The 25824-nt window shown below is 35.1% G+C and carries 26 protein-coding genes; all 26 read right to left on the reverse strand.

Annotated elements, in window-relative coordinates:
- A partial coding sequence (tnpA, locus tag NSA57_RS19820) for an IS66 family insertion sequence element accessory protein TnpA (protein WP_408611661.1) occupies positions 1-149 on the reverse strand: 149 nt, incomplete at its 3' end.
- Positions 150-444: 295 nt separating this feature from the next.
- Complete coding sequence (gene rfbB / locus NSA57_RS15625; RefSeq protein ID WP_257465361.1) at positions 445-1482, reverse strand: dTDP-glucose 4,6-dehydratase; 1038 nt, start codon at positions 1480-1482, stop codon at positions 445-447.
- A 19-nt stretch (positions 1483-1501) separates the two neighbouring features.
- Complete coding sequence (gene rfbA, locus NSA57_RS15630) at positions 1502-2398, reverse strand: glucose-1-phosphate thymidylyltransferase RfbA (protein ID WP_257465362.1); 897 nt, start codon at positions 2396-2398, stop codon at positions 1502-1504.
- Between the two features lie 94 nt (positions 2399-2492).
- On the reverse strand, positions 2493-2756 hold the full coding sequence (locus tag NSA57_RS15635) for a hypothetical protein (RefSeq protein ID WP_257465363.1): 264 nt from the start codon (positions 2754-2756) through the stop codon (positions 2493-2495).
- Between the two features lie 42 nt (positions 2757-2798).
- Entirely contained in the window at positions 2799-3272 is a 474-nt protein-coding gene (locus NSA57_RS15640) for a DUF4231 domain-containing protein (protein ID WP_257465364.1), read from the reverse strand.
- Between the two features lie 140 nt (positions 3273-3412).
- Positions 3413-3592, reverse strand: a complete 180-nt coding sequence (locus NSA57_RS19985) for a VanZ family protein (protein WP_354184328.1) — start codon at positions 3590-3592, stop codon at positions 3413-3415.
- A 24-nt stretch (positions 3593-3616) separates the two neighbouring features.
- Entirely contained in the window at positions 3617-4012 is a 396-nt protein-coding gene (locus NSA57_RS15645) for a hypothetical protein (protein ID WP_257465365.1), read from the reverse strand.
- Between the two features lie 5 nt (positions 4013-4017).
- Positions 4018-4797 (reverse strand): alpha/beta hydrolase, encoded by a 780-nt coding sequence (locus NSA57_RS15650; protein WP_257465366.1) that lies wholly within the window; start codon positions 4795-4797, stop codon positions 4018-4020.
- Between the two features lie 126 nt (positions 4798-4923).
- A complete protein-coding gene (locus NSA57_RS15655) occupies positions 4924-6459 on the reverse strand; it encodes a BCCT family transporter (protein ID WP_257465367.1) in 1536 nt (511 codons plus the stop codon).
- Between the two features lie 5 nt (positions 6460-6464).
- The gene (locus NSA57_RS15660) at positions 6465-7187 is read right to left on the reverse strand and encodes an NTP transferase domain-containing protein (RefSeq protein ID WP_257465368.1); all 723 of its coding nucleotides are present in this window, start codon (positions 7185-7187) and stop codon (positions 6465-6467) included.
- Between the two features lie 9 nt (positions 7188-7196).
- A complete protein-coding gene (locus NSA57_RS15665; RefSeq protein ID WP_257465369.1) occupies positions 7197-8819 on the reverse strand; it encodes a metallophosphoesterase family protein in 1623 nt (540 codons plus the stop codon).
- 12 nt (positions 8820-8831) lie between these two features.
- On the reverse strand, positions 8832-10499 hold the full coding sequence (locus NSA57_RS15670) for a phosphotransferase (RefSeq protein ID WP_306814126.1): 1668 nt from the start codon (positions 10497-10499) through the stop codon (positions 8832-8834).
- Positions 10500-10603: 104 nt separating this feature from the next.
- Complete coding sequence (locus NSA57_RS15675) at positions 10604-11422, reverse strand: LicD family protein (RefSeq protein WP_257465370.1); 819 nt, start codon at positions 11420-11422, stop codon at positions 10604-10606.
- 19 nt (positions 11423-11441) lie between these two features.
- Positions 11442-12962: a lipopolysaccharide biosynthesis protein gene (locus tag NSA57_RS15680; RefSeq protein ID WP_257465371.1), complete on the reverse strand. Its 1521-nt coding sequence runs from the start codon at positions 12960-12962 to the stop codon at positions 11442-11444.
- An 11-nt stretch (positions 12963-12973) separates the two neighbouring features.
- Positions 12974-14038: a hypothetical protein gene (locus NSA57_RS15685; RefSeq protein ID WP_257465372.1), complete on the reverse strand. Its 1065-nt coding sequence runs from the start codon at positions 14036-14038 to the stop codon at positions 12974-12976.
- 96 nt (positions 14039-14134) lie between these two features.
- A complete protein-coding gene (locus NSA57_RS15690) occupies positions 14135-15130 on the reverse strand; it encodes a capsular polysaccharide synthesis protein (protein WP_257465373.1) in 996 nt (331 codons plus the stop codon).
- 24 nt (positions 15131-15154) lie between these two features.
- Positions 15155-16186, reverse strand: coding sequence for an acyltransferase family protein (locus NSA57_RS15695; RefSeq protein WP_257465374.1), 1032 nt, complete (start codon positions 16184-16186; stop codon positions 15155-15157).
- Between the two features lie 14 nt (positions 16187-16200).
- The gene (locus NSA57_RS15700) at positions 16201-17313 is read right to left on the reverse strand and encodes a glycosyltransferase family 4 protein (RefSeq protein WP_257465375.1); all 1113 of its coding nucleotides are present in this window, start codon (positions 17311-17313) and stop codon (positions 16201-16203) included.
- A 33-nt stretch (positions 17314-17346) separates the two neighbouring features.
- Positions 17347-17907, reverse strand: coding sequence for an acyltransferase (locus NSA57_RS19540; RefSeq protein ID WP_306814127.1), 561 nt, complete (start codon positions 17905-17907; stop codon positions 17347-17349).
- Positions 17908-17919: 12 nt separating this feature from the next.
- The gene (locus tag NSA57_RS15710; RefSeq protein ID WP_257465376.1) at positions 17920-18882 is read right to left on the reverse strand and encodes a glycosyltransferase family 2 protein; all 963 of its coding nucleotides are present in this window, start codon (positions 18880-18882) and stop codon (positions 17920-17922) included.
- Positions 18869-20164 carry an O-antigen ligase family protein gene (locus NSA57_RS15715; protein WP_257465377.1) on the reverse strand — a complete coding sequence of 432 codons (1296 nt, stop codon included), beginning with the start codon at positions 20162-20164 and terminating at the stop codon, positions 18869-18871. Before NSA57_RS15715 ends, NSA57_RS15710 begins: the two co-directional genes overlap by 14 nt.
- 20 nt (positions 20165-20184) lie before the next feature.
- Positions 20185-21420 (reverse strand): glycosyltransferase family 4 protein, encoded by a 1236-nt coding sequence (locus NSA57_RS15720; protein WP_257465378.1) that lies wholly within the window; start codon positions 21418-21420, stop codon positions 20185-20187.
- 11 nt (positions 21421-21431) lie between these two features.
- Entirely contained in the window at positions 21432-22589 is a 1158-nt protein-coding gene (cps2T, locus tag NSA57_RS15725; protein ID WP_257465379.1) for a beta 1-4 rhamnosyltransferase Cps2T, read from the reverse strand.
- A gap of 135 nt (positions 22590-22724) precedes the next feature.
- Complete coding sequence (locus NSA57_RS15730; protein ID WP_257465380.1) at positions 22725-23390, reverse strand: hypothetical protein; 666 nt, start codon at positions 23388-23390, stop codon at positions 22725-22727.
- Positions 23391-23461: 71 nt separating this feature from the next.
- Positions 23462-24190 (reverse strand): class B sortase, encoded by a 729-nt coding sequence (locus NSA57_RS15735; RefSeq protein ID WP_257465381.1) that lies wholly within the window; start codon positions 24188-24190, stop codon positions 23462-23464.
- Between the two features lie 5 nt (positions 24191-24195).
- Entirely contained in the window at positions 24196-25821 is a 1626-nt protein-coding gene (locus NSA57_RS15740) for an LCP family glycopolymer transferase (protein ID WP_257465382.1), read from the reverse strand.
- Between the last annotated feature and the right edge of the window lie 3 nt (positions 25822-25824).

A 25824-nucleotide genomic window follows, 5' to 3' on the forward strand; every position in this document is an offset into this window, starting at 1 on the left:
CGGAGACGGGTAACTGCATTGTAAAAACAGCTGGGAGATATCCCATGCTCATTACACCATGCAGCATCTGTCAGGCCACTTTGTCTGCATTCGGTTACCAGTTCCATCCATTCGTCCAGGGAACGCCCTGAAGCACGTTTCTTACTCATAATGAAACCTCCAAATGTGGTAAATTTCTATCTCCTATCAAGCGGAGTGTAGTAAAAATCTATTTACTATCATTATGAGTTCAAAAACGTAGACAGTAAAGCTACCCAAGATTTAAGCGCTTACATTCTATTACAGCTACGCTCCAATTCCTGCCGTTTGATTATACCATAATATTTTCTGCCTACCAAGAAAAATTTAATATAGCCTAAATCCCCGGAACTTTTAACAAAACAGAGTCACTGCAAGAACAATTTCCTGTCCATTAAGCAACAACCCTGTCTTTATTAGCCAATCCTATTTCTTATTTATCTGTTCTCTATCTCCATACATCTTTTCATAATACTTCTGATATTCCCCGCTGATAATGGTCTCCCACCACTGGCGGTTCTCCAAATACCATTTAATTGTTTTTTTGATTCCGTCCTCAAATCTGGTTTCCGGATACCATCCTAATTCACTGGAAATTTTCTCCGGATCAATTGCATAACGCATATCGTGCCCTTTACGATCCTCAACATGAGTGATCAAACTTTCCGGCTTACCAAGTTCCTTGCAGATAATTTTTACAATCTCAATATTCGTTTTTTCATTATGTCCGCCCACATTATAGACTTCTCCAACTCTGCCCTTATGGATAATAAGATCAATAGCCTTACAGTGATCCTCCACATAAAGCCAGTCGCGAACATTCAATCCTTCTCCGTATACCGGCAGAGGCTTGTCTGCCAGAGCATTTGCAATCATCAACGGAATCAGCTTTTCCGGAAAATGGTAGGGACCGTAGTTATTTGAGCAGCGGCTTATTGTTACAGGAAGCCCATAGGTTCTGTGATATGCAAGCACAAGAAGATCCGCAGCTGCTTTAGAAGAGGAATACGGAGAACTGGTATGAATCGGTGTCTCCTCTGTAAAAAACAGATCCGGTCTGTCCAGAGGAAGATCTCCATAAACCTCATCAGTACTTACCTGATGATATCTCTGGATTCCATACTTACGGCAGGCGTCCATCATTACTGCGGTTCCCTTAATATTTGTATCCAAAAATACTTCCGGGTTCTCTATACTCCTGTCCACATGACTTTCTGCTGCAAAATTTACAACAATATCCGGGTGCTCCTCCTCAAAAAGCTCATAGACTGCCTTTCTGTCGCAAATATCCACTTTACAGAAACGGAAATTCGGATTATCCATCACAGGCGCTAATGTAGACAAATTCCCCGCATATGTAAGCTTATCTATACATACAATTCGGTATTCCGGATGCTTGTCCAACATATAAAAAATAAAGTTGCTTCCAATAAATCCGGCTCCGCCGGTAACAAAAATATTCATCTTCTCTCTTCCTCCTATATCACTGCAGAATATCCATATATTTTCCGTCCAGCACGTCCTTCAGATACTGTCCGTACTGATTTTTCTTCAGCACTTCATATACCTTGAGCACGTCCTCCTTGCTGATCCATCCATTCAGATAAGCAATTTCCTCCAGACATGCAATCTTTCTGTGCTGATGAGTTTCCATTGTTTTTACAAAATTTGTAGCATCCACCAGACTCTCATGTGTTCCTGTATCAAGCCAGGTAAATCCTTGACCCAAAAGTTCTACATTCAGATTTCCGGCTTCCAGATAAATCCGGTTCAAATCTGTAATTTCCAGTTCTCCACGGGCAGATGGCTTCAGATTTCTGGCATACTCTACAACACGATTATCATAGAAATACAGACCTGTCACACAATAATTACTCTTTGGCTGCTCCGGCTTTTCTTCAATGCTTATAGCTTTGCCTTCATTATCGAACTCAACAATACCAAAGCGTTGAGGATCATCTACATAATAGCCAAATACAGTAGCACCCTTTCCATTTTCAGCATTTTCAGATGCTGCCTTAAGGCGTTTTTTCAGTCCATGGCCTGCAAAAATATTATCGCCAAGCACCATAGCAACTGTATCGTTCCCGATAAAATCAGCTCCAATAATAAAGGCCTGAGCAAGTCCGTCCGGCGACAGCTGAACGGCATAAGTCAGCTGCACACCAAACTGATGTCCATCGCCGAGAAGCTCCTGGAACCTTGGCGTGTCCGCAGGCGTAGAAATAATTAGAATTTCTCTGATTCCTGCATTCATAAGCACTGACAACGGATAATAAATCATAGGTTTGTCATAAATCGGCAACAGCTGTTTGGATGTTACCATAGTTAACGGGTAAAGCCTTGTGCCGGATCCCCCGGCTAAAATAATTCCTTTCATGAATCTCTCCTCCTTAATATCTTTCCACTTCTTGTGAAAATTAGAGTACTTTTTCTATGTTATTAATTATCTAGTATTTATGCTCATGCTTATATCACTTATCTATGTCATCAATTATTAAAGCACTTAAATCTATCCCTTGTAAATCCACAAATCTTCTCCGCCATACAAATAATAAAACAAATACTATTACTATAATCATCACTTCCAGCATGGTTACTGTTTTTATTCCGAATAACCCAAGAAAGAAATCTTCCGGATGAAAATAATACCCTATCTCTCCAGTAAGAGCAAATAACGCATTGTCCTTAATCTCCTTCCGTTTCAGAGCATATTCTGTTGCTCCAATAAATGCCATACAAAAAATCGGAACACTAGTTTCAAATCCAAAAACAAATAATTACCTCATTTCTTTTGCCCTCTCAATATATTTTTTCCATTCACTAGTCTCTTCCACCATAAACCCTTCACATCGCTCAACAAATTTCTCTATCCTATTAGTTTCGTCAGCATATATGCCAACCTTCATAGCAAAATATCTTTGTTCAATCCATAAAGCATTACATGTTTCTCTATACTTTGTCCATTTTTCATATGCTCTACTCACATTTACATAGCCTTCTGTTATTGTTATTACTCCAGCTAATACAGACACTACTACTGTACTCCAATTAATTTGTGAAGCTAAGGAAATTACAGGAATCAAAGCAGAAGCGAGCATTCTTATAAAACAGCAATAATAAAATTTCTTCTTGTATTTTTCACAACTTTCATAATAATACTCTGTAATATTATTAATCCGCTTTATATATTCCTCAACGTTCATATTTTCCTTATCCGTTCCAAAGAAGAATTTATCATCTTTTGTAGACATTATATCGCCTCCGTACAATATTTTTGCTCATTTCTTGCTTTTGTGGATATTCCATTTAAATAGGTTCTTCCGCACAAAAATATTAACTTCAGAATCTCTTTTACCGATAAACCACCTAAGTCAGTTTCATCAGCAGATACTCATAATCTTTTCAACCCTTTATTTCTTAGTTGCCTTCCAATATAATACAGAACTCCTCCCATCAATCCCCCAATAGCATTATAAAAGATATCTGCCAACTGAAACGTCCCCAACCAGAACAGACTCTGGCACAGCTCTATCCCCAAGGAAAAACCTGCAGAAACCATAGACGTGTACATCAATACTCGCCATAGTCGCAGTTTCTATTCCTGACGTACAAATTTGTCGACTTTCTTTATACCGCTGGCAAATAAGAAATCTCCAAAAGGAATAAATAGAAGAATATTATTACAAATATCCTCATCCAGCTTTCCATTAGGAGCTATCAGTGCAAAATTCCCAACCACATTACTCCATGGAGTATACCAAATTCTTCGAGTAAGGAGTGTGATTCCCAAAATGCCAAAGGCACTAACCGTCAGGAAAAAACGACAACGAAAAACACCGTTCTTTTGAAACTCTCTCAACCAATGTTTCACTATCTGCTTCCAGCTTGATTCCCCTTTTAATAATTCAACTGTCGTAAATAAAAATGAATATATCAAAGCCAGGGCTAAGACCTGATATATAATTATTGACAAATTTTTGACAAAAGTCATTTATCCTACTGTTCTCCTATAAACACAAATACCCGCTTCCAGTATTCACTCTCATCCATCCATAAAGCCTCACCATGTCCAGCGCCTTCTACAATATAAAGATCTTTTGGACATGCTGCTGCTTCATAAAGCCGATATACATCCTCAACCGGAACTGTAGTATCCTCTGTTCCATGGATGAACAATATAGGTGTATTGCTATTTTTTACGCCTTCAAGAGCCGATGCGTCTTCCATATAATAATCCGCAGCAGCTTTAAATGCTATGTTCGCAATTGGAATGACCGGAAAAGACGGCAATCCAAATCTCTGTTTCAGTTTCCATGTCAGATAGTCTTTTGCCGAAGTATACCCACAATCCTCAACAATCGCTTTAACATTTTCCGGAAGATTTTCCTGCCCGGACAGCATCATCAGCGCAGCACCTCCCATGGATACTCCATGAAGAACAATCTCCGCTTCCGGATCCTTTTCCAAAATATAATCAATCCATCGCAGAATATCATACTGATCCAAGTATCCCATACCAATATATTTTCCGCCACTCGCCCCATGGGCGCGGTTATCTGGTGAAAGAGTGTTATATCCTTTATCTTGATATTTCCTGGCATATGGTTTCATAAAGGAACGGGATGTACGATAAGAATGAACAAGAATAGCCCATTGATGAGTAGCTTCTGAAGCAATGCATTCAGAGGCTACTAGTTTTATTCCATCATCTGCAGTTATTGAAATATCATTTTCTGTGTTTTGTTCTACGCTTTTAGAAACAAGAACATATCTCACAGAAAATATTCCAATTCCAATAACCAGCAAAAAAACTAATATGATGACTCCCAATAGAATTAATATAACCCTATTTTGTGTTTTTCTCATCTGTGTCATAATTTTTTTCAGCTACCAGATAATATATTAATGTCTCTGCTGATTTCCTTTCTTCTGCTCTCTTAAAAATGCGGAAGCATCTTTTAAGAAACTAATTGTTATCAAAACAATAACCGTCCCTATAGGAAACGCTGCTATAATACTCACTGACTGTAGATTGTTCATAGAACTCTCAGAAAAAACAAGAGCAATCGGCAAAAAAATTAATAATATACACCACAGTAACTTTACAAATTTATGAGGCGTTTCATTCTCTCCTAATCTATGATAGCTATAACATGCTCCAATTAATGCAATGGAATCAAAAGATGTTGCATAAAAAGCAATCATTGTTATTAATAAGAGCAGTAAAACAAATGGTGCACATGGTAAGGTTTTGATAATAGAAATAATTACTTCATAAAGATCTCCTGTTTTTTCATATAAAGCAAGGAAATCTGCCTGTCCAGACATTTGTTTTCCCAATGAATAATTTCCAAGAATAATAAAGCTCACAAGTGTAGAACCAACTCCAAAAACATATCCACCTAAAATAGTCTGACGTATGGTTCTTCCCCTGGAAATACTTCCTATAAAGAATGGCGCTGCCACACACCAGACCATCCAATATGCCCAGTAAAAAATTGTCCAATTCTGTGGAAAAGAAGTTGTTCTCTGTGGATCTGTAAAAGTTGCCAGTTCAAAGAAATTTTGCAGCATTCTTCCTAACGCAGAAAAGCCTGTTTCGATAATATATCTGGCTTCTCCCCCAAACAACAATACAAATGCTAATAATCCAAAAAACAAATATATACACGCCTTTGCAAGAATGCTGATTCCTTTAAAACCATGAAGTAACGAATATGTATAAATAATACAAGTTATAATTAATATAACAATTACAACCAAGGTACGGTTAAGCTCAACATGAAACAGTTCATTAATTACACTGGCCATCAAAGGTGTTGCTAAACTGAAAGTGGTTGCTGTACCAGCAAGCAACGCAAAAACTGCCAGAAGATCAATGATTCTCCCCAAAAATCCATCTGTGTGTTTTCCTAAAATCGCTCTGCAGGATTCCGAATACCTCTGTCTCTCACGTTTACGCACATGAAGCATAAAGCCAAATGCCACAGCCAAAACCAAGTAAAATCCCCAGGGAATAAGGCTCCAATGAAATATAGGATATACACTGGCCCAATCCTGAATACTTCCCATTTCAGCAATATGAGGATCTGTTGCATATAATATCCATTCCGAAAAAGAATAAAACAAAATATCCGCTGCAAGGCCTGCTGTAAACATCATAGATCCCCATGCAAAAAAGGAATATTTGGGCTTCTCATTCTGATTTCCAAGTACAATATCACCATACCGTGATCCGGCAATAAAAACTGATACCAAGAACACTCCTAATCCTATCACCAGATAATATGTTCCAAAAGTATCCCCCAGAACAAATCTTATGCTACTTAACACTTCATTTGACTGTTCCGGTAAAAAAAAGAATACAATGCTTAATGCAGCGACAATTCCCAACGGAAGTAATGTAATTATCCAATCAATCTTCTTTTCCTTTGTCACACTCCTTACCTCCCCTTATTTTGATATTTTTGATATTCTTTATCTAAAGCTATCAGTTCATCAAGATTATCAATTTCTAAAATATCGCCCTTCTGCATTTCATATATGCCCAATCTATACTCTTGGGGATAGCAAAACATAGCTACATCATCCCAATAAATCTGGCGATTCTGTTTCTCCTCAAATTCTATTTCCAAATGTCGTTTCAGCTTTATCCCATCTTCATAACTCCATCTTGAAATACTATAGAGCTGCCAGCCCCGGCTCCCACCTGTTCGGCTGCAGCTTGTAACAACACCGTTTTCTTCTGACATCAGCCACTCATCTGTATGTGATTCCGTCCAAACTGCATTATATCCTGACAATTCGAAAGACGGATCCAAAATACTTTTATTATAAATAATTTGATCACCGTCAAGGATCACTGCGTTTTTTGCATAATCTCTTGCCACATATAAAGAACTGATATTATTACAAACATCATAATACGGATTCTCTATCAATTGCAAACCCGGATATTCTTCCGTCAGACATTGGAATTGCTCTTTTAAATATCCCACAACCACATAAATCTCGTTAATCCCATTAGCCTGAAGCCCCTGGATCACTGTGTCAATCATACGAACACCATTTACTTTAACCAATGGTTTTGGGGTTTCCAATGTAACTGGCTGCATCCTTTTTCCAATTCCTGCTGCCATAATGATTGCTCTCTCTACCTGTTTCATTTCTCTCTCCTACTCTTTAAAATCGCACACAAACATTGCTGACGGGATAAATTTATTCACCAAAAAATCACGCCCAAGCACAATAACTTTATCCTCATAAATTCTTACAAAATATCCCTGGCTTCCTTCCAGAAATTCACCTTCAGGAATATCATAGCTGCTCCACAAATATGCCACAGAAGCAGTATTTAAAACAAATGGCAATTCTTCAGTTTTATAATGTAATGTTTTCTCTGAATTCATATCCCAGTGTGTGTGACCATTAAACATTATAATCTGTGGATTGGACTTTAAAATACTTCTAAACTTCTCTGCACAGTCGTTCTCGTCTGAAACCCCATCCCAGCCCTGCCCGGGAAGGCTCCCTGCCACAGTATTACCGAGAGGTTGATGCACAAAAAGAAACACCGGTTTCTTAGAATTTTCTTCTCTACAAGAATTTAATGTATCTTCTAACCATTTTAACTGCTGTTCTGAAAAATATGCCTGATTTCCCGCCTTCTCACTTCCCATACACAAGAAATGATATCCTTGAATTATTTTTTCATAATAAATTGTTGAGACTCCAGCATTTTCCATAAAAACTGTTTTCCCTTTCATCTCATCCAACACGAGGTCATGATTTCCTACTGCCAGATAAATTGGAAGTCCCCCTCCATGCAATCTAGCAATGTCCCACATCTTATCATATTCATTGGCATTCCCTGTATCTGCAATATCTCCTACAACAAACAATCCCCAGGAATCTTTATTGAACATTTCAATATCTTTCAATGCTCCTTCAAAATGCTTTGCAGCCTCCTGACTACCGCCATTCTCATTAATATGTATATCACTTACTACGTTAAAACTTCCCCTCATAGATTTCTCATCTAAAGTATATCCGCTGTTATGGCGAAGACGGTATTCCGCAAATTCTTTTGAATCTCCATACTCATTGTTTCCGTATGCCAAAAGTCTTGTAGCTTCTGCCGGAATTATGGTATGTGGGTACATCTGATGCCAAGTCACAGTACCTTCCACTTTGAATTTGGCAAGAGAAGTATACTCTTCAAGTTTTCCTTTATCGTCAGCCCAATAAAGTACAATGTTTCTCGTAATATCAGACATCTGATCTGAAAATTCAACTCTTACCTTCCCATCTGCCATTCCAGATTGTACTTGCTCCTGGAAATATTCCAGGCTTACTGGTGCAGAAGGTAGCCCCTCTCCTTTTACTTCCATTTTAGCTTCATCAATAGCATAATATCCATTTTCGTATAACAAAAAAGCTTTATAAGTTCCTTCCGGTAAATAAAATGCTTCTTTCCTACTTTTGTTTGATTTCTGCTCTTTAATATCATAAGGTTCACCTGAATCATGTGTATCATCATCCACATAATACCAATATATCGGATTTACCTTTCTAGGATTATCACTTTCCTTATAAATACCAATCCAATCACTCCCGGTTCCAGTAGCCGTAATATACACCGGTTCCCCCACCGCGTATTCTGTTTTATTGAATGCAATACTCTTTTTATGACCCGAAACAAAATACACTTTATATGCCCAAAATGCAAAACTGATAACAGCAATTCCCAGCAAAACGCCTAACAGGTATTGTATTACTTTTTTATGATTTTTCTTCATTTATTCGTATTCCTATATACTTATACCGTCCTTACACAGTTCCTCCTGAACAATCCGATAATAATCCTTGGCATAGCGATACTGTCTAAGAGAATACTCCCCAAATTCAACTCCTAGGCTTCTTTTATACTCACACCAATTGCTCCACAAAAGTCCGCATACCGCAACATAGCAATAAATCTTTATTCGCATCTTTCTGTCGCATTTACCCTCAAAATAAATATCGATCAGATTATCAATCTGCTCTTTATTATACAAAGCATAAATACTGAACATTGCAATATCAATATGTGGGTCCTGCATTCCTGCATATTCCCAATCAATTAAACGTATTTCCTCTTTTCCATCTGTGTCTGTAAAAAACAAGAAATTGTCTGGCACAGCATCAATGTGACACAGCACCTTCTGCTTAGCATATGCATGAATATACTTCTTAAGTTCCAAGATATGTTTCTTTGTTTCTGTATAATCCCTATATACAGAAGCAGCTCCTTTCCAAAGCTGTTCATAAAACTCAAGCTGACCGAAAACATCAAACTCGTGATCTACTTTGATCTGCATTCTGTGAAAATCCCGAAGCTTATCCATACATTTTTTCACATCATCGGCATTCAATGGATCACAAACTCTGGCTCCTTCCAGATATTTTGTAATTTTGTATCCGTTTTGCGGATTAATATAAGCAACATCATCGCATATATTTCTGCCAGATATAACCGTATATACCTCTGCTTCCTGGACTCTATTAATTAAATTATCCGTCCCCTCTCCAGGAATACGCATAATATAACGTTGGTCTCCTATCGAAAATAAAAAGGAACGATTAGTCATGCCTTTTTTTAACACTGTTATATCAACAATATCTGCTTTATTTACTCGAAATACTTCCTCAATTGCTGTAATAGCATCAGAATTCAAATGATTGGATTGAGCATCTAATTCTCTAAGCTGTTCATAAGTATTTATCTCAAAAACATCTGTAAAATGCACTAATCTGGCCTTTACAATCAATTTATCCTCTAAATATAACGCCTCTTCCCAAAAAGCACTGTTATATCGCGGATTCTCGCACATTACATTTATTCTAGATTGCACTGTTAATGCGTCTTTTTTATCCAAATAACATATTCCTACCATAGCATTTCCTGCCCCATCGGCTATAGTAACCAATTCTTCCTTCCGGTTAATACGTACAGAACTTTCATCCTCAACTAAATCACTTACCATATACCAAGAGAAGAGCTCCTTACTGCTAAATGGATTAAACGCACACCAGATATCACATGGAAGAATGTATGTATTAGACAAATTTTCTTCTACAAGTTTTAATGAATAAAGATTGTTCTTTTCTGCATATTCAGAGTTTACAACTAACTCCACTCCATACTTATCCATAAGATATTCATATTGTTCTTTCATAAAACCAACTACAATATAGATTTTACGAACACCTACTTCATGAAGCTGCCGAATAAGCCTTTCTATCAATAATTCCCCATGAACCTCCAATAATCCTTTCGGCACTTCCATATTAATGGGAACCATTCGCATCCCAAATCCTGCAGCCAAAATAATTGCATTTTGTGGTTTATTATCTTCAGTAAAGTCATTACTATGCTTCGGCTTCATATATAATTCCTGTGTTGAATTCCCAAATACATCTTTCTCTATTTCCCTCATTCTTTTCTCATTCCCTTTATATATACTTCATTGCATTAAATAATCTATAACGGTATTTAAGACAAATCCAATTTCTCAATCTCTCTAAATATAACTGTATCTAATTAATCATTGTAAGGTCCAAAATCTAATTTAAAAATATCATGCATCGTTCGTTTATTTTCGGGAGGAAGTGCCATATAATTCCCATAATTTATCTTTAAAATTTCATCATACCTTTTAGGTATTGGGAAATAATCATCGCCAAACATCACCTCAATAATCTCGTCAAAACAATCATACGGGTAAGAATATGCGTATTCACAAGCTGTTCCCCCCAAAACTCCAAGATAACTACCTTCTTTATGTTTTGTATATATTTTTTGTATTTTTTTATAAATAGTTTTTTTATCAAAAAGCTTACTGCACATCCTAATAGGTATAAATTTAATTTTGGATAAGCCATGACTATATATCCACACCTTCATACCTGACTGCGCCATAAAAATCTGAGATAATACAATTAATTTTACATCTTCTATTTTTCTGGCTCTAATACCTTCTGCACGGAAAAAATATGGAAAAATGTCAACAAAAATTGCATTTTCCATATCGTTCGCACTAAGACCTTCCATATAAATAGTATTCTTTAAACACACTTTCGCATACACAATACCACATTGTGGGTTTTGAGGGTAATAATCAATAAAAAACTCTTTTCCCAATGCTTGGGGAGCAACTTCCAAAAATTTTTTATAATCTGATGCCAACATTCCGATATCCATGTCATCATCCCAGGGAATAAATCCCTGATGTCTAACAGCTCCAAGCATAGAACCCCAGTCCAAAAAAAATTTTATATTATATTCTATACATATCCTTTTAATTTCTCTGACTATTTTCAATTGTAGCATATGTAATTTTTCTAATTCTTTTGCATCCATGCCAGACAACTCTCCCCTATCATTTATGAAATATTTTACACAATAAGTATTTAAATGCTTGTCTCCTGCAATAGTACGCAAGTAATAAGGTACTACTAATCAAAACACTGAATGTGCCTTCTACTAAAATTTCAATTACTAAATTAAAATGAAAGCAACTCATAATTATTGTCACCAATCCACATGATACGGCAATAAATACTATACATACTAAAACATCAATAAAATACTCTTGTACTTTTTCATTTATAAATTTCTTCTTATATAATACAAATGGCTCATACCAAAAAGAAGACACTATACGAGCTATTGATGTTGCTAATAATATTCCCGGCAATCCTATGAGTTTCCCCATGAAAAACGAAAGTACAAGATTGATTATTCCTGTATAAAATAGGATGTTCTGTGTTTCTTTAAATATACCACTCGTATTTCTATATATCCAAATTGGATACAATACAATCGGCAAAAAGAAATCTAAAGCCAAAGCAAATACCGACAAAGAATCAATCACAAAATCTCTTCCTAGCCAAAGTATGATCACATCATCTATAACCATCAAAATTCCTACTGTCAAAACAACAGCCACACTATTAAATATTAATCTCAAAACGTCAAAAAATTCTTTTATTTTTTCTTCTGTGGCTGTTGCATTTAAATTTCCGACTCCTGTAGTAAACGAATTATATAATATATCCAAAAATTTTGTTATCGCATATTTAATTACTAAATAATTTGAGTAAATCCCAACTGTAACTGTATTAATTAAATACGATATCAATAAATTATCTGTTGAATTCAAAAATACAGAACCAATTCTATAAGACATCATTGATTTTACATCATTAAATATTTTTCTTTTTTCTGTAGATGTCAGAGTTTCAGCAACTTTCTCCTTCCAATTTATCTCAAATATCTTATCTGCCTTACGTGACAAACAATAATTCAGCAAAAATGTATATATAATTTGAACCACTAAATATAACATAAAATCAGGTTTTATCAATAATAAAACTATTTGTGTTATATTCATAGCAATCATTGAAATTGTTGTATAAAAAGAAATAAGATATAATTGCTGATTAGCCCGAATCAGTGATGATTTATATACATATAAATAGGATACGGCTGAATTAAGCACATAAAGCATATAATAAACCTTCAGATAGGGAATATCTTCAGGAGTATTAACTATAACGTCTAAAAAAGGTAATAATAACATTCCTATAAGCATTACAAAGAGTGCTATATAATTATATACTTTTTTATAGAATCGAGTTAAGGCACGTATTTCAGAAATATTATTTTCTGCTACTGGCTTATACAAAGAATATATAACAACATTACCTATGCCTAATTCAGCAAGGGATAGCATAGATAATATATTAGAAAATAGTCCATTTATTCCAAGATATGTTGCACCTAAAGCATTAATGAAAATCGTCCTTGATATAAATGGGAGAATAGTTTGTATAACCTGTGTGGTAACTCCCATAACAGAATTTTTTATGAAATATTCACTTCTATTCTTTTCTCTCATTCAAACACCTTTTATCTATCAAAAATTTGTTTTGTATCTGGTTTAAAGGTATATGGAAACTCATATATTAAATCAGGCAATTCATTTTTTATTACTTCTGTTTCCAACATCCATTCCTCTTTAATTCTAAAATTTTGAGTGTTATTAATTGATTTTTGAGGATCAAACATAGTTTTTAATTTATCAAATTTATCATGACAAAGCCCCAAAAATTTTTCCAATTCTATTATAGTATCTTTATTTTTATAAATAAAATCTTCAAAATTAACTTGCATAACTTTAGGATTATCGTATTTCTGTTCTATGTTACGCAACCCCCTATAAAATTTACAAAAATCAGAAACCCCCTCCGGAAAATATTGTGTAGTTGCATCAAATTGAGGCCAAATATATTTCGACAACACAAACATATCCCTAGCATCTCTGCTACAAACTATGATTCTATAATCCTCTTCAAAATAATTAACAGCGCGATGAATATTATGGGGCAACATAAATTGATTGATTATAAGATCTCTCTCATCTCCTTGTCGCACCATCTCACAATAACCTTTTACAAACTTCTTAGCCTTATTGTAAAACTCATCCCGAGATATAAAAGAATACTTTATCACATTATCTTGTTTTAATATAATTTGTTTTCCAAACTCCCGAAGATCGTTATGCTTACGCATTCCCACAAGTTCTTTAATACATCCTTTTAACGTTCTTCTATTTTCTACGCAATCGCACGACCAACATCCACGAAGTTTAAAATCAACTATTCCTTCAAGAAACTCATCTACTAAGTCCATAAATTGTTGACCATACCGTTTCTTATATCCTCCAAACCAGTTAAAGTCATTATCATTCAACCGTTTCATTTCTAAATAAAACTCATCTATAGCAACATCTGAATTATGTATTGTATTGTTATTCAACAGTTTCTCTTCTAAATCAAATAAACCATGAGGTGTATACAATAATAGCTGTTCCTGATTTCTCATTTTTGCTGTTGTACAATTTACATATCCTTCTAATATTTCAACTATGGCCGAAGATCCTGTTCCCAAATATCCCTCCACTAAATAGAGCATATATTAATCCCTCCCTTTAATTTTTCAGAATCCAAGCATTCGATATAGAGATATATGTAATCTAAATCCTTTGACTTCCAAAGAACATTCCAAATTTTATAGTTCTCCCTCTAAAAGTTTTGCATAAAAAGTAGGCTGTCCGTTCTTCTGCTCCGGAAATGATTGTTTCCAGCTTAATTTAAACAATCTAGTTTTACTTTTTATTTTTTTCCAAATCTGTTCATCATATGGTTCGCCTAAAACTTTAAATAATTCATCACATTCTGGATTATTCACTGGTATTTGTTCAAATTTTTCTCTGATATCTGTATCATAGAATTGCGCTATGACAATCATATAATCAGTAACAAGGTAATCTATTAAATAATCCTTTTGTTTCCAATACTCCATGCAAAAATCTCGAATTATTGCGAAACATCTCCTACTAGCATTATTACATGCCAACGCATAATTGGCAAAATTACCATTTGCTACTGATAAGCAACTATATCCAGGTCTTTTAATTGAATATAATGGATAAGAAAATACATCTTCAATAAAATCACCAGCGCAAAAAAAGGTAGCATCCAACCATAATCCTCCATATTCTGCTAATAATGATAACCTGAGTAAATCGGAATAATGAGTTCTGGAAATAATTCCTCTTTTATATTTTTGCTCTATCCAATTCGGAAAAGTAACATACTCTTGATAATTTTCTTCAGTAATAATTATCACTTCACAATTCCTTGAATATTTTCTAATTGATTCAACACACACTTTTACAATTGACGGAGCTTCATCTATTCCCTGCCACCAGCATATCCAAATCCGATTTTGTCTGCCGCCATCAGATATAGACTTTTGAGCATAATTATAATTTTTAAAATAATTTCCAAACTGTTTCTCAAAATACTGTAGCATAATCCGATGTTTTCTTAATAAATGTTTTTTTTGTCTTTCTGTAACATTTTTTCCCGTACGTGCCAAATACTGTATTTCAGCTTTTGCAAATAATGTTATTAATCCATCAGATATTGAAGTATCTGATATTATCTCTTTTGTTGCTCGCAATTCTTCTATCATTCTTTTTTTTATTCTAGATACATCCATAACTATCCTTCCTCATTAAACAGATTATTTTCTTATTATCCTTTTTGTAACTTGAAAATCCATTTTATTCATAATCCAAGCAAATGGAATTAAAACCATGAAACTAGCTAATGTATACATATAAATATTCGTAATTCCAACCTTCAAGAACACAGCTTTTGCAACCTTTAACACAAGGCCATGATATAGATAAATTTCCAAAGAAATCTTTCCTAAAGAGTGTAAAACTCTATTTTGAAAATGTACTTTTGTATATAAAAATACCCAAAAACATACAAAAAAGACCGCTGATTGACCAAATAAAATTTTATTATACCGGATTGCTAAGATTGCTACTATGCCAACTATTATAATTCCATAATAAGAATTATGTTTAATAATAAAATTATATACCTTTTCTTTAAAATTACCAACAACTACGCCTAACGAAAAGCACAAACATCCTAACCACCAATGTTCGTTCCATCCCAGCAAATATAGTATGGACATATACATAAATTGACCAAAGAATATCGTACATATAGCTTTTTTCTTATCTTTAAAAATAATAAAGGAAAAATAAAATATAAGATAAAATATTATTATACTTTCAATAAACCATGTATATAAGGCAAACGGTGTACCTTTTACAAATGAATAAAACACATCTGATATTTTTATACTTCTATCCGCTATATACTCAAACCCAAAATAAATAGTATTACATATTATATACGGGATCAATAATCCTCCAATTCTATGTTTTATAAATCCATTTAAATATTGAGGTTTATTTTGTAGAGATACACTTATACCATATCCTGACAAAAAGAAGAAAAGTCCCACCGCCAAATATCCATGCCAAATCTGATCTATTATTCCCGCACTATACTCTGAATTCAAATAACTCCACATACCTGACAAATGAAAAATGACTATATAAAGAGCTGCCGCTCCTCTTAATGATACTGACTCTTCTCGATCAATCCATTTATCAATAGAGTATGATGTTCCCCGAGGCGCAATCTTAATCCCTACTAGCAAAAGCAAAGCAAAAGCACTTGCACATATTACCATTGTGAATACCTTCCTTACTTTCTTAATAGATTTGTATATAATTCTTCTAACTGAGAAATTGTTGTTTTAACCGAAAATTGCTCTGCTGTTTTCTTTGCAGCCCTACTCATTTCCAGATTAGTTTTATTCAAGCATTGCCGTATCACTATATTTAAAACTCTCTCCAAATCACTGCTTGAGTCTTTTTCAAATAAATATCCATTTACTCCCTCATTTACAATTTCTGGAATGCCTCCTACTCTTCCTGCAATTACAATTAAACCATATGCCATTGCTTCTACAATAGATATCCCAAAAACTTCTTCCCAGATAGATGGATAAACAAAAATATGTGCCTTTTCAAAATATGACGCTGCATCACTCACCTGTCCATGAAACACAATTCTATCCTCAATTTGTAACTGCCGAACCAGTTTTTCAAGATAATCTCTTTCTACTCCATCGCCTACAATGTTTAAAGAAAAAGAATACTGATCTTTTAACTTGGCAAGTGCTTTTATTAAATTATGCACGCCTTTAACTTTTGTCAGTCTTCCCACATATAAAATATTAATATGATCATTTTTCATCGCTGGTAAATGGTACTTCTTACCCTTTTCAATCTTATTTTTATCTATACCATTGTAAATTACAGTTCCTTTTCCACATGCAAACTTAAATCGTTTCTCCCAGCTATTTTTTCCTGCATTAGAGACATAAACTATTTTATCAGACATACGAATAGCTGCTGATAATAAAAAACGATGCACAAAACTTTTTAACGGATTATCTAACCCTAAATCATCTCCTTCATAGCATGAATGAAATGTCATCACATATTTTCTTTTCGGTAAACATAGTTTGAGAAGAACATAATATAATTGCAGATAAATTTCGCAATGATGCGTAACAATAATATCATAATCTTTACTTAATTCTCTCAATTTAAACAATTTTTTTAGTGATATTTTTTTTTCTTCAGTCAAATCCTGTACATCTAAATGATTTGATTTCATCCTGTCATATATTAGACCTGTACTTGTCATAAAACAAAAACGGTTATCATAATCACTCTCCACTCCAATATTATTACACAATACCTCTATTCCACCAATTTCTCCTGATGTCAGCATATTGAATATTTTCATATAATCCCACCTCTTTTAATTCTATCTCAATTACTAAAACTCTTTTCCCCAGTAATAATCCACGATTTCTTCAATCGTATTCATATCTGTTGGCACATCTCTAAATTTTTTTCTCTTATTAGCCAATTCTTCTACACTTCCAATGACCCTTGCAGGATTTCCACCTACAATACTTCCCTCAGGGACATCTTTGGTTATAACGCTACCAGCTGCTACAATAGCATTTGGACCAATTTTAGTATTATAAAGAATCGTAACATCAGATCCTATTGCTACATTATCAAAAATTTCGATTGTACCCATATGATATTGTGCAAGTGTTTCTTTATAATCATTATTAGAAGTCCTAAGCACAGTATTTATTACATCATGTGTTATAAAATTTACATTAGCTGCAATAACAACATTATTATGAATCCTTACCAAATATGGCTCTTCTGGTATTTTACGGGAATAATAATAACTGTCTTCTCCAAATCCATAAAAAATATTTTTATTTTTCAAATAACGGGTCCTTTTATCACCATTACGCATTAACATAAGTCGCATTTTAATCAAACGCATTTTTAATCCAGTATACTTATTTACCATCATAGACTCCTAACCCTACTTATTCCTTACTTTATAGTGCTTTCTAATGATTCTCTTCATCTTTTTTAATTTATATTTAGTTAAATAAATTACTGTAACAAAAAACCTTACATCTAGCATAAACCGTAACTCTTCAGTAGCTTCATCTCGCATTTTTTTATAATCATATTTTTCATATAAGTTTTTCGCAAAGCTATATTCAACTTCTAATATTTGTATATTTTTTAAAAGATAATAATATTTTCTGCATTCTTCTCTATATAAACGTTCTCCATTAACCCCACTCATTCCTCGAGTACTGATATGCACGAAATCATCATCTAAATAGTATCTTGATAAAATTTCCGGTACATAGTCTATTTCATAACCTTTTGTCAATAATCGCAGCATCATTTGTGAATCTTGTTTTGATGGTACTATGGGAAACATCCCTGCATTTAAAACTGAAGCTTTACGTACCATCCATTGAGAAGTCGCGGCAATACAATTTTCTGTCATTAATTCATATAAGCATTGCCCCCTATATGCTTTACAATCATTGTATACTACTTTTCCATTATACATATATTCACAAAAAGAATATACCAATGCCAGCTTTTTATTTTCTTGTCTTTCAAATACTTCAAGCTGCTTTTCTACTTTTTGAGGCAGGTACTCATCATCATCATCAAGAAAAGCAATATATTCACCCTTTGATGCTTTTATACCTACGTTACGCGCCCCTGATCCACCCATATTTTTTTCATTTTTGATATATCTAATTTTTTCATTGTCAATATATTTTTGCATTAATAATTCTGTGGATTTTCTCCATTTTGAATCGACAGGATTATCATCAATCACAATTATTTCAAAATCTTTAAAAGTTTGATCCAAAACACTTTTAATCGCGCGATCCAAAGTAGAATTTCTAGAATACGTTGGAATTACTACACTCACTTTACACATATTGATTATTTCCTCTCTAAGATCTTCCATTTTTATTTCTTACTCTATACCTTATATATGACGACTGATCAATATAAAAAAATATAATAATCATATATACCATTGACGATAAAAAACGATAATTAAACAGTGAACACTGCCAATAAGCATAAAATAACCAACTCACAGTTAAAGAAAAAACAAATATGCTCTGATTAATCCATTTATAGTAACGAATCACTCTGTAAAACATGTAAACAATCGCTGTTCCTATCAATATACTACCTATGACACCAGTTGTGAAGAAAATATATAAATAATACATATCCAAAGATGATGTCATAACACCAAAAGTTTCATCATAGTGTGCAAATCTACTATTATCAACATATCCCATACCAGTCCACAAATTCCCGACTTTCTGAAATGCTGGATAGTTTATTTCTACGTTTAAATCACGATTTGAGCCTTCCCATATATAACTAAAGACGCCTCCATATACACCAATAACTAAAAAAAGTAATGCTACTCCTACTCCAACTATCCAAATTTGTCTTTTATATTTTATCAGATGTTCTCCACTCAACCCCCATATTGTAATATATACAATTAATAACATCATAAAAGAAAGAATTGCGCTTCTCGCAGCTGAAGACAGCATCATACAAATTATAAAAAAGTCAACAATACACATTTCTTTAATTAAAGTTCTTTTTTTATTTATTAATCCATGTATTCTCCAATTATCAAATATACACAGCGAAGTTATCAAACCTAGCAAACAAAAATTACCCGTATAACCATAATGTATGAATCCAAATGATGCTCTATATCTTCCAGAACTGGAAAACACTCGTAAAAAAGCAAGAGGATTTACAAAATTGTTGAGATGAGTTATTGCTGCCCATCCTAGTTGACAGGTTACAGCTCCATATGTAAGTCCCACAAACAATAAAATACAATCATGGTCTCGAACATATGATAAAGTCAGAAAAACAAATATTAAAAATATCAATTCCTCGCGAGCATTTGGATAAATAAGGTCAAGTAAATTATCCTTTGTAAAAATATAGCCAAACAATACTGTATGAACTATCAAAAGAAAAAATACTATATTAGAACTACATATTTTATTTTTTTTCTCACGACTTTCTATGCGACGTTTAATCCAGTCTAAAAACATCACACCAATATAAACATATTTTATTTTTCTTAAATATACAGTTCCTGGAGCAGTATCCAATTGATCCAGCAAAAGAATTAACATTGTACAAAAGTACATTATAGAAAACAACATATGTTTTCTGGGTATTTTAGGGATTGCTAATTGCAATTTTCCGACCTCCTGAAATACTACTTATCATTACATAAATCGATATATATTTTCTCTAGTTTATTTATATATTCTACTGATGAGAATTTTTCTTTTGCGATTTGTTGTGCGCATTTTCCCATTTCATATACATTTTCTATAGAATTGCTATCCATTTTCTTGATTTTTTCCGCTAAATCGTCTACTGAAAATGGCTCTGCAATATATCCGGTCTTTCCATCAACAACTAACTCCGGAACACCTCCTATATTGTTTACAATAACAGCTTTTCCTGCTGCCATTGCTTCCATAACAGAATACGGAGCATTCTCATAGCATTCACTGGTCAAGCATACACAATAACTTTTCTTGATTATATTTTGTAATTCTTCACCTTTTTTAAAACCTAATAACTTAATCTTAGCTTCTAAGTTTAATCTTCTAACCAACTCTTTCAGTTCAGCTTCCAGAGGACCTTTTCCCACAATATAGAGAGGACGGTTAATGTTAGCTTTTGCATATGCTTTAACTAATGTCAAAATCCCTTTCTCTACACTAAGTCTGCCAAAATACAAAAAATACTGTCCCGGCATTTCAACTGGTAAATATTTTGTATTCACAGGTAAGAAATTACATATATGTTCTATCGGTGCTTCAGTTATTCCCGCTTCCTCAATCTTAGATTTATGGAACTTAGAGGGCGTTATTATATAGTTCAGTTTTTTATAAGTTTTTCTATATTTATATACATATGCCTCAAGGCTTGCCAGCAAACTCTTCATTTTACTGTTTTTCATACAACTCTCTGAAAAGCAATGAAAGTATTTTCCATTTAAACATTTTTCACAAGTCTTCCCGTGATTAAGCATTAAATATGTGGGACATACTGTTTTCAGATCATGAGCCGTATAAACCATTGGAATATTCTTTTTACAAGCAACATCTACAATAGATCCTGTGAGCTGGCTTTGAAAAATGTTCAAATGAATAATATCTGGTTTTTCCTCTGTCAATAGTTTTTCAAACTTTCTTTTCGCTTCAAATGAATACAATAATTTCAATGATGATTTCAAAATCTGGGGTATACTCATTTTGGTATTATAATTAACGTTTTCAACAAAGTATGCCTCCTGCTTACAGGAAATATTTCTTTCATCTTTCATTGAAAAAAAAATCACTTCATGACCTCGTTCCTTTAATAACTCAGCTAATGCAAAATAATAGGTTTCTGATCCTCCATTTAAATAATGAAATTTATTAACTAACAATATCTTCATCGTTCATTTCCTTATCTACTTAAAACTTTCTCATACTCCGCCGTGATATACTCCCAGCTATACCACTCCCTGATCCGCTCTTTTGCCTTGTCTCCAAGGGCGGTAATCACATCAGACGCAAGCTCATCTGCCTCTTCAATCAGCTTCGCCAGATTTCCTTCTTCCTTCGTCCAGTACAATGCGCCATCCTCTGCTACCTCACGGTTAAAGCCTACATCCAAAAGCAGATTCAGTTCTGTACTTCCTAATGCCTCCAAAAGACTTGGATTTGTTCCACCTACTTCATGTCCATGGAAATATCCATAAGCATTTTCTCGAATTTTCTTCAGGAGTTCCTGGTCATATACTGTTCCCACAAACTTAATTCGGGGATCCTTGTCGAACTCTGTTTTTTGCTTCAGTTCGTTCAGAAATTTATCTGTCACATTGGTGATCAGGGCAAAGCGCTTCTCTGTCTTCGACCGCATAAATTCCCTGATCATAGTTTCATAATTGTTTTCCGGCACAAAACGACCTACAACCAGATAATATTCTCCTGCTTTTAATTCCTTTTCTTCATACCATTCCAGAAGCTTCTTGTCGTCATCCTTCAGTACAGATTTTGATGTTTCTGCTCCATATGCAATAAAGGTCGTTTTTGGCTGGTATTCCTTATAAGTTTCCTGAATATATTTTTCTATATTTTTGCTGTCGCAAATCAGAATATCTGCATCCTTCACCATCATTCTCTCAGATGCCTTCCAGTATCTGCGCACCGGCATACTCCATTTTGCCCGTAGCCACTCATGTCCATCCGGATTTACATAAACCTTTGCACCAAGCTTATGGGCTTTTTTTACGCAACTGTGGAAAAAAGGTCCCATTCTACATGCAAGTACATAAATAACAGCATCTGGAATCTTATTCTTTTTTATATATTTCAGGCAGTAACGAAACGCATCCCAGTCATAAATAATTGCTCTTGCAGGCCCGATTTTTTTCCATCGGATATTAAAACAGTGCGCATGATTGTATGTAAAAGATTCTTTCAGCTCATCTACTGCACAGGACACATGATATTGAATATTTGTGTCCTGCCGGTATTCAGTCAGCTTGTCCACAAAGGTTTCATATCCTCCATACGCTGCCGGAATTCCTTTACTTCCTATAATAAATACATGCTTTTTCATAAAACTTTTCTTTCTCCTCCATATCTTCATCTGTATTTTTATCACATAAGAAATTGCTTTATTTCCTGCAATAAAACCATTTCCTATGGGATAAACCCCGGCGGCCCCAAAGCCGCCGGATCTCCCTCCTATTATTTACGGAGCAACCTCTTCTGTTGCAACCTCTGTTTCCTCTTCCGGAAGCTCTCTGTAAATCAGAGCAATCGGGGATGCAGAATGGAAAGAAGCTTTTACCTGGTTTTCACTTACTTTCTCACCTTCCAGAACTTCCCAGTTATGCTCCTCACAGTAATGAAGTACATCCACCTGAATATTATCTGTCATGTTATTTGCTGTAAAAGTAACCTCTACTGGCTCTTCTTCTGTAGGCTCTTTCTCCAGCTTCAGATCCATAACAGGAGAAATAAACTTATATTCACTGAGATCAATATCCTCGGCAACTGTTCCATCCATTTTTACGAAAGAAATCACAGGCATTTCCTCTTCACCAAAAATTGCCAGAAATGCATCTTTCACTGTTGTATCAGCATCTGCCGCCTGCAGCGCATCTACAACCTTCTGAATTTCTTCCTCATAAAGATTTGCCACGTCTTTGCTAAGTGTTGCTCCAACAGTTTCTACTTCCATTTCCAAACCGCCAACGGTTTCTTTTTCAGACTCTGTATTCTGAGTTGTTGTTTCAGCTGTCACATTATTTGTGTCAACAGCATCTGTAACACTTCCTGCTGCCATAACACTTACGCTCATTGCTGCTGCACTGGTCACTGCCAGCATTCCCGCTACTGCTTTTTTAAATTTCATTTCCTTACCTCCATTTAATGTTATATAATAATAAATAATTTTATTATTTTCCTGATGATAAAAATGTTTTTTCAGAACAGGCTTTTTTCCAGATATGCCTGTACCAGATAACGGTATTCCTCTCCTGCCGGATCATGGGTAGATAATGTGAGAAAATAATCATTTGTATCAATTGGCGCATCCTGTTCTATTGTAGCATCCATTGCCCTCTGACTGAGAATATCCTTGATAAATGCACGAATATTTCCTTCATATATCCCCTGATTAAACCGCTTCAGAAGATGACGGTTATCATTCCGGTAAGCTGCAAAAATATGATATATCAGAATCTGATCCGGTGTATAAATATAGATAACCGGATGCTCTTCCATGAATAACTTATCTCTGTATTGGAACAGACTGCCAAAAAGAGAACCGTCCTCCTTATTCTCCCCATAAATAACTGTTAAAGGATCAGAGAAATCCTTTTTATTCATTTCCTCTGTAAAGGCAAAATCCTCTTCCCCCTCAGAATCCTGAATAATCGGTGTATCCGCCACCCCTGGAATTGTCAGCCAGGCATAGATATCCTGGTTTTCTTTTTGAAGCTCCGAAAAATCCACTGGTATCTGCAGTTTTCCATCTTCTCCGTAAAATCGTGATTCATCACCGGTCTGACGTATCTCTTTCTGCTCCTCTATCCGTTTCAGGCGTTCCTCCTCCAGTTTTTGACGTTCATAGAATTTCCAGCCCTGATATCCCATAGTTCCGACTGTGCCCAAAATCACTGCCAAACTTACTACAATCATTATTTTTTTCATAGGCACTATTTTTTCACCTCTTGCTCAATATAAAATACATCCAGAATCAATTCATACAGAGCATCGTCATCCACCTTATATTCATCATAAACACTTCCCTGTACTGCAGTTCCCTTCAGTGCTATCAGGTCCTCTCCTCCAAAGGTCATATTTAAAGCCTCTGTGGAAAGATAAACTGCTTTGTCAAGACTGATATCCGTTACCATCTGCTGGGAGAGCTCCTGATACAAAGTGGCTGGGAGTGTATAATCCTTCTGTACAGCTTTTACCGCCTGCTTAAAAAAGTTTTCCAGATAAATCTTCTGACGATTCATACGAAGAGTATTGCTGTCATGAATGGCTGTGTTTCTCCACTTGGCAAAGTAAAAGGCGCTGTTTCCCTTAAGAGTAACTGTAGCTCCTTTTGTGAGAAGTGGATCTACAGAACTCAGATCCTCGGGAACTGTAACTGTAACTCCTCCAACAGCATCATTGATCGTTGCAATGGCCGACATATTAAAAGCAGCATATCCGTTAATTGGGATTCCGTAAAACAGCCGAGATACTGCATCCACCATATACTGACAGCTTTTCTCTCTGCCATCGCCAAAAGCATAAGCAAGACCAAGATGATTCTTTTCTTCTCCCAGATAATTACCTCTGGCGTCAAAAATTGGAATCTCCGTCATGGTGTCTCTGGAAACAGCAATCACCTTGATCTTATCATTCAGCGGATTCATTGCCACCAGAAAGATTGTGTCTGCCTGCCCGCTTTCCCCGGAAATCCCCAGAATCTGTTCTACTTCCTCGCTTCTCTGATCGATTCCCATAAAAAGCAGAGTGATCATTTCTTCATTAAATCTGTAGGCCTTTCCGTTATGATAGATCAGATCCGTCTCTCTATTGGCAGGTATTGTTCCCTCCTCACGGGATTCCATGCTTAATGCCACTGTGCTGACATTGCCCTGAAGCTTCTCGGCCCCGCTTGTTCGCAGATAATGGTAAGCGCCAAAAGCGCCTCCTGCACCAACTACAAGGACCAGCAGAAAAACAAGCGCCACTCTGACAGCAATCAAATATGCCCTTTTCTTTCGGAAAGCTTTTCTCCAAATCCATACAAGCACTGCACCCAGAAGCCCACCCAGAGTATTAAAGATCAGATCGTCCACATCAAAGATTCCAAATTTTCCTCCCAACTGGAACAGCTCTACTGCCAGACTGAATCCAAAGGAAAATCCCAGACTATGCAGAAAAATTCTTTTTTTTCCATGCTGCCATGCAAATCCGATTCCCAGCGGTACAAACAGCAAAAGATTTGCCCCGTCCCGAATCAGCTCCCGGTTAATATGATCAAAGTCCCGAAAACCATTCAGCGGTGCAAGATTCATCCTGTACAGCTCTGAGCTTTCTCTGGTCAGAATGGTGATCAGCAACACACACACCATATAAATGACTGTCAGTCCCCAGACACAGGCTCTTCTCCAGAAAATCTTTTTCTCTGAAGGTATGTGAAGTCTGGGAATCACCAGTCCATAAAAAACCAGGCAGCTCAGAATCAGAATCACTGCTGCAAGATAAACCCATGAGGGTACAGCCTGAATTTCTGAGGACAGCGTATCCAGTCCTTTGCCAAAATCACTTAATATTTTCAATTC

Source organism: Blautia caecimuris (assembly GCF_024622975.1).
Classification (GTDB): Bacteria; Bacillota; Clostridia; order Lachnospirales; family Lachnospiraceae; genus Blautia_A; species Blautia_A caecimuris.

Excerpts from the sequence above, each read along its gene's own strand:
- NSA57_RS15710 (WP_257465376.1), bottom strand. The coding sequence starts at position 18,882 with ATGGAAGATCTTAGAGAGGAAATAATCAATATGTGTAAAGTGAGTGTA.
- NSA57_RS19540 (WP_306814127.1), bottom strand. The coding sequence starts at position 17,907 with ATGATGGTAAATAAGTATACTGGATTAAAAATGCGTTTGATTAAAATG.
- rfbB (WP_257465361.1), bottom strand. The coding sequence starts at position 1,482 with ATGAATATTTTTGTTACCGGCGGAGCCGGATTTATTGGAAGCAACTTT.
- rfbA (WP_257465362.1), bottom strand. The coding sequence starts at position 2,398 with ATGAAAGGAATTATTTTAGCCGGGGGATCCGGCACAAGGCTTTACCCG.
- NSA57_RS15645 (WP_257465365.1), bottom strand. The coding sequence starts at position 4,012 with ATGACTTTTGTCAAAAATTTGTCAATAATTATATATCAGGTCTTAGCC.
- NSA57_RS15735 (WP_257465381.1), bottom strand. The coding sequence starts at position 24,190 with ATGAAAAAAATAATGATTGTAGTAAGTTTGGCAGTGATTTTGGGCACA.
- NSA57_RS15635 (WP_257465363.1), bottom strand. The coding sequence starts at position 2,756 with ATGGCATTTATTGGAGCAACAGAATATGCTCTGAAACGGAAGGAGATT.
- NSA57_RS15690 (WP_257465373.1), bottom strand. The coding sequence starts at position 15,130 with ATGGATGTATCTAGAATAAAAAAAAGAATGATAGAAGAATTGCGAGCA.
- NSA57_RS15675 (WP_257465370.1), bottom strand. The coding sequence starts at position 11,422 with ATGGATGCAAAAGAATTAGAAAAATTACATATGCTACAATTGAAAATA.
- NSA57_RS15670 (WP_306814126.1), bottom strand. The coding sequence starts at position 10,499 with ATGAGGGAAATAGAGAAAGATGTATTTGGGAATTCAACACAGGAATTA.
- NSA57_RS15700 (WP_257465375.1), bottom strand. The coding sequence starts at position 17,313 with ATGAAAATATTCAATATGCTGACATCAGGAGAAATTGGTGGAATAGAG.
- cps2T (WP_257465379.1), bottom strand. The coding sequence starts at position 22,589 with ATGAAAAAGCATGTATTTATTATAGGAAGTAAAGGAATTCCGGCAGCG.
- NSA57_RS15730 (WP_257465380.1), bottom strand. The coding sequence starts at position 23,390 with ATGAAATTTAAAAAAGCAGTAGCGGGAATGCTGGCAGTGACCAGTGCA.
- NSA57_RS15660 (WP_257465368.1), bottom strand. The coding sequence starts at position 7,187 with ATGAAACAGGTAGAGAGAGCAATCATTATGGCAGCAGGAATTGGAAAA.
- NSA57_RS15640 (WP_257465364.1), bottom strand. The coding sequence starts at position 3,272 with ATGTCTACAAAAGATGATAAATTCTTCTTTGGAACGGATAAGGAAAAT.
- NSA57_RS19985 (WP_354184328.1), bottom strand. The coding sequence starts at position 3,592 with ATGTACACGTCTATGGTTTCTGCAGGTTTTTCCTTGGGGATAGAGCTG.
- NSA57_RS15695 (WP_257465374.1), bottom strand. The coding sequence starts at position 16,186 with ATGGTAATATGTGCAAGTGCTTTTGCTTTGCTTTTGCTAGTAGGGATT.
- NSA57_RS15720 (WP_257465378.1), bottom strand. The coding sequence starts at position 21,420 with ATGAAGATATTGTTAGTTAATAAATTTCATTATTTAAATGGAGGATCA.
- NSA57_RS15665 (WP_257465369.1), bottom strand. The coding sequence starts at position 8,819 with ATGAAGAAAAATCATAAAAAAGTAATACAATACCTGTTAGGCGTTTTG.
- NSA57_RS15680 (WP_257465371.1), bottom strand. The coding sequence starts at position 12,962 with ATGAGAGAAAAGAATAGAAGTGAATATTTCATAAAAAATTCTGTTATG.
- NSA57_RS15685 (WP_257465372.1), bottom strand. The coding sequence starts at position 14,038 with ATGCTCTATTTAGTGGAGGGATATTTGGGAACAGGATCTTCGGCCATA.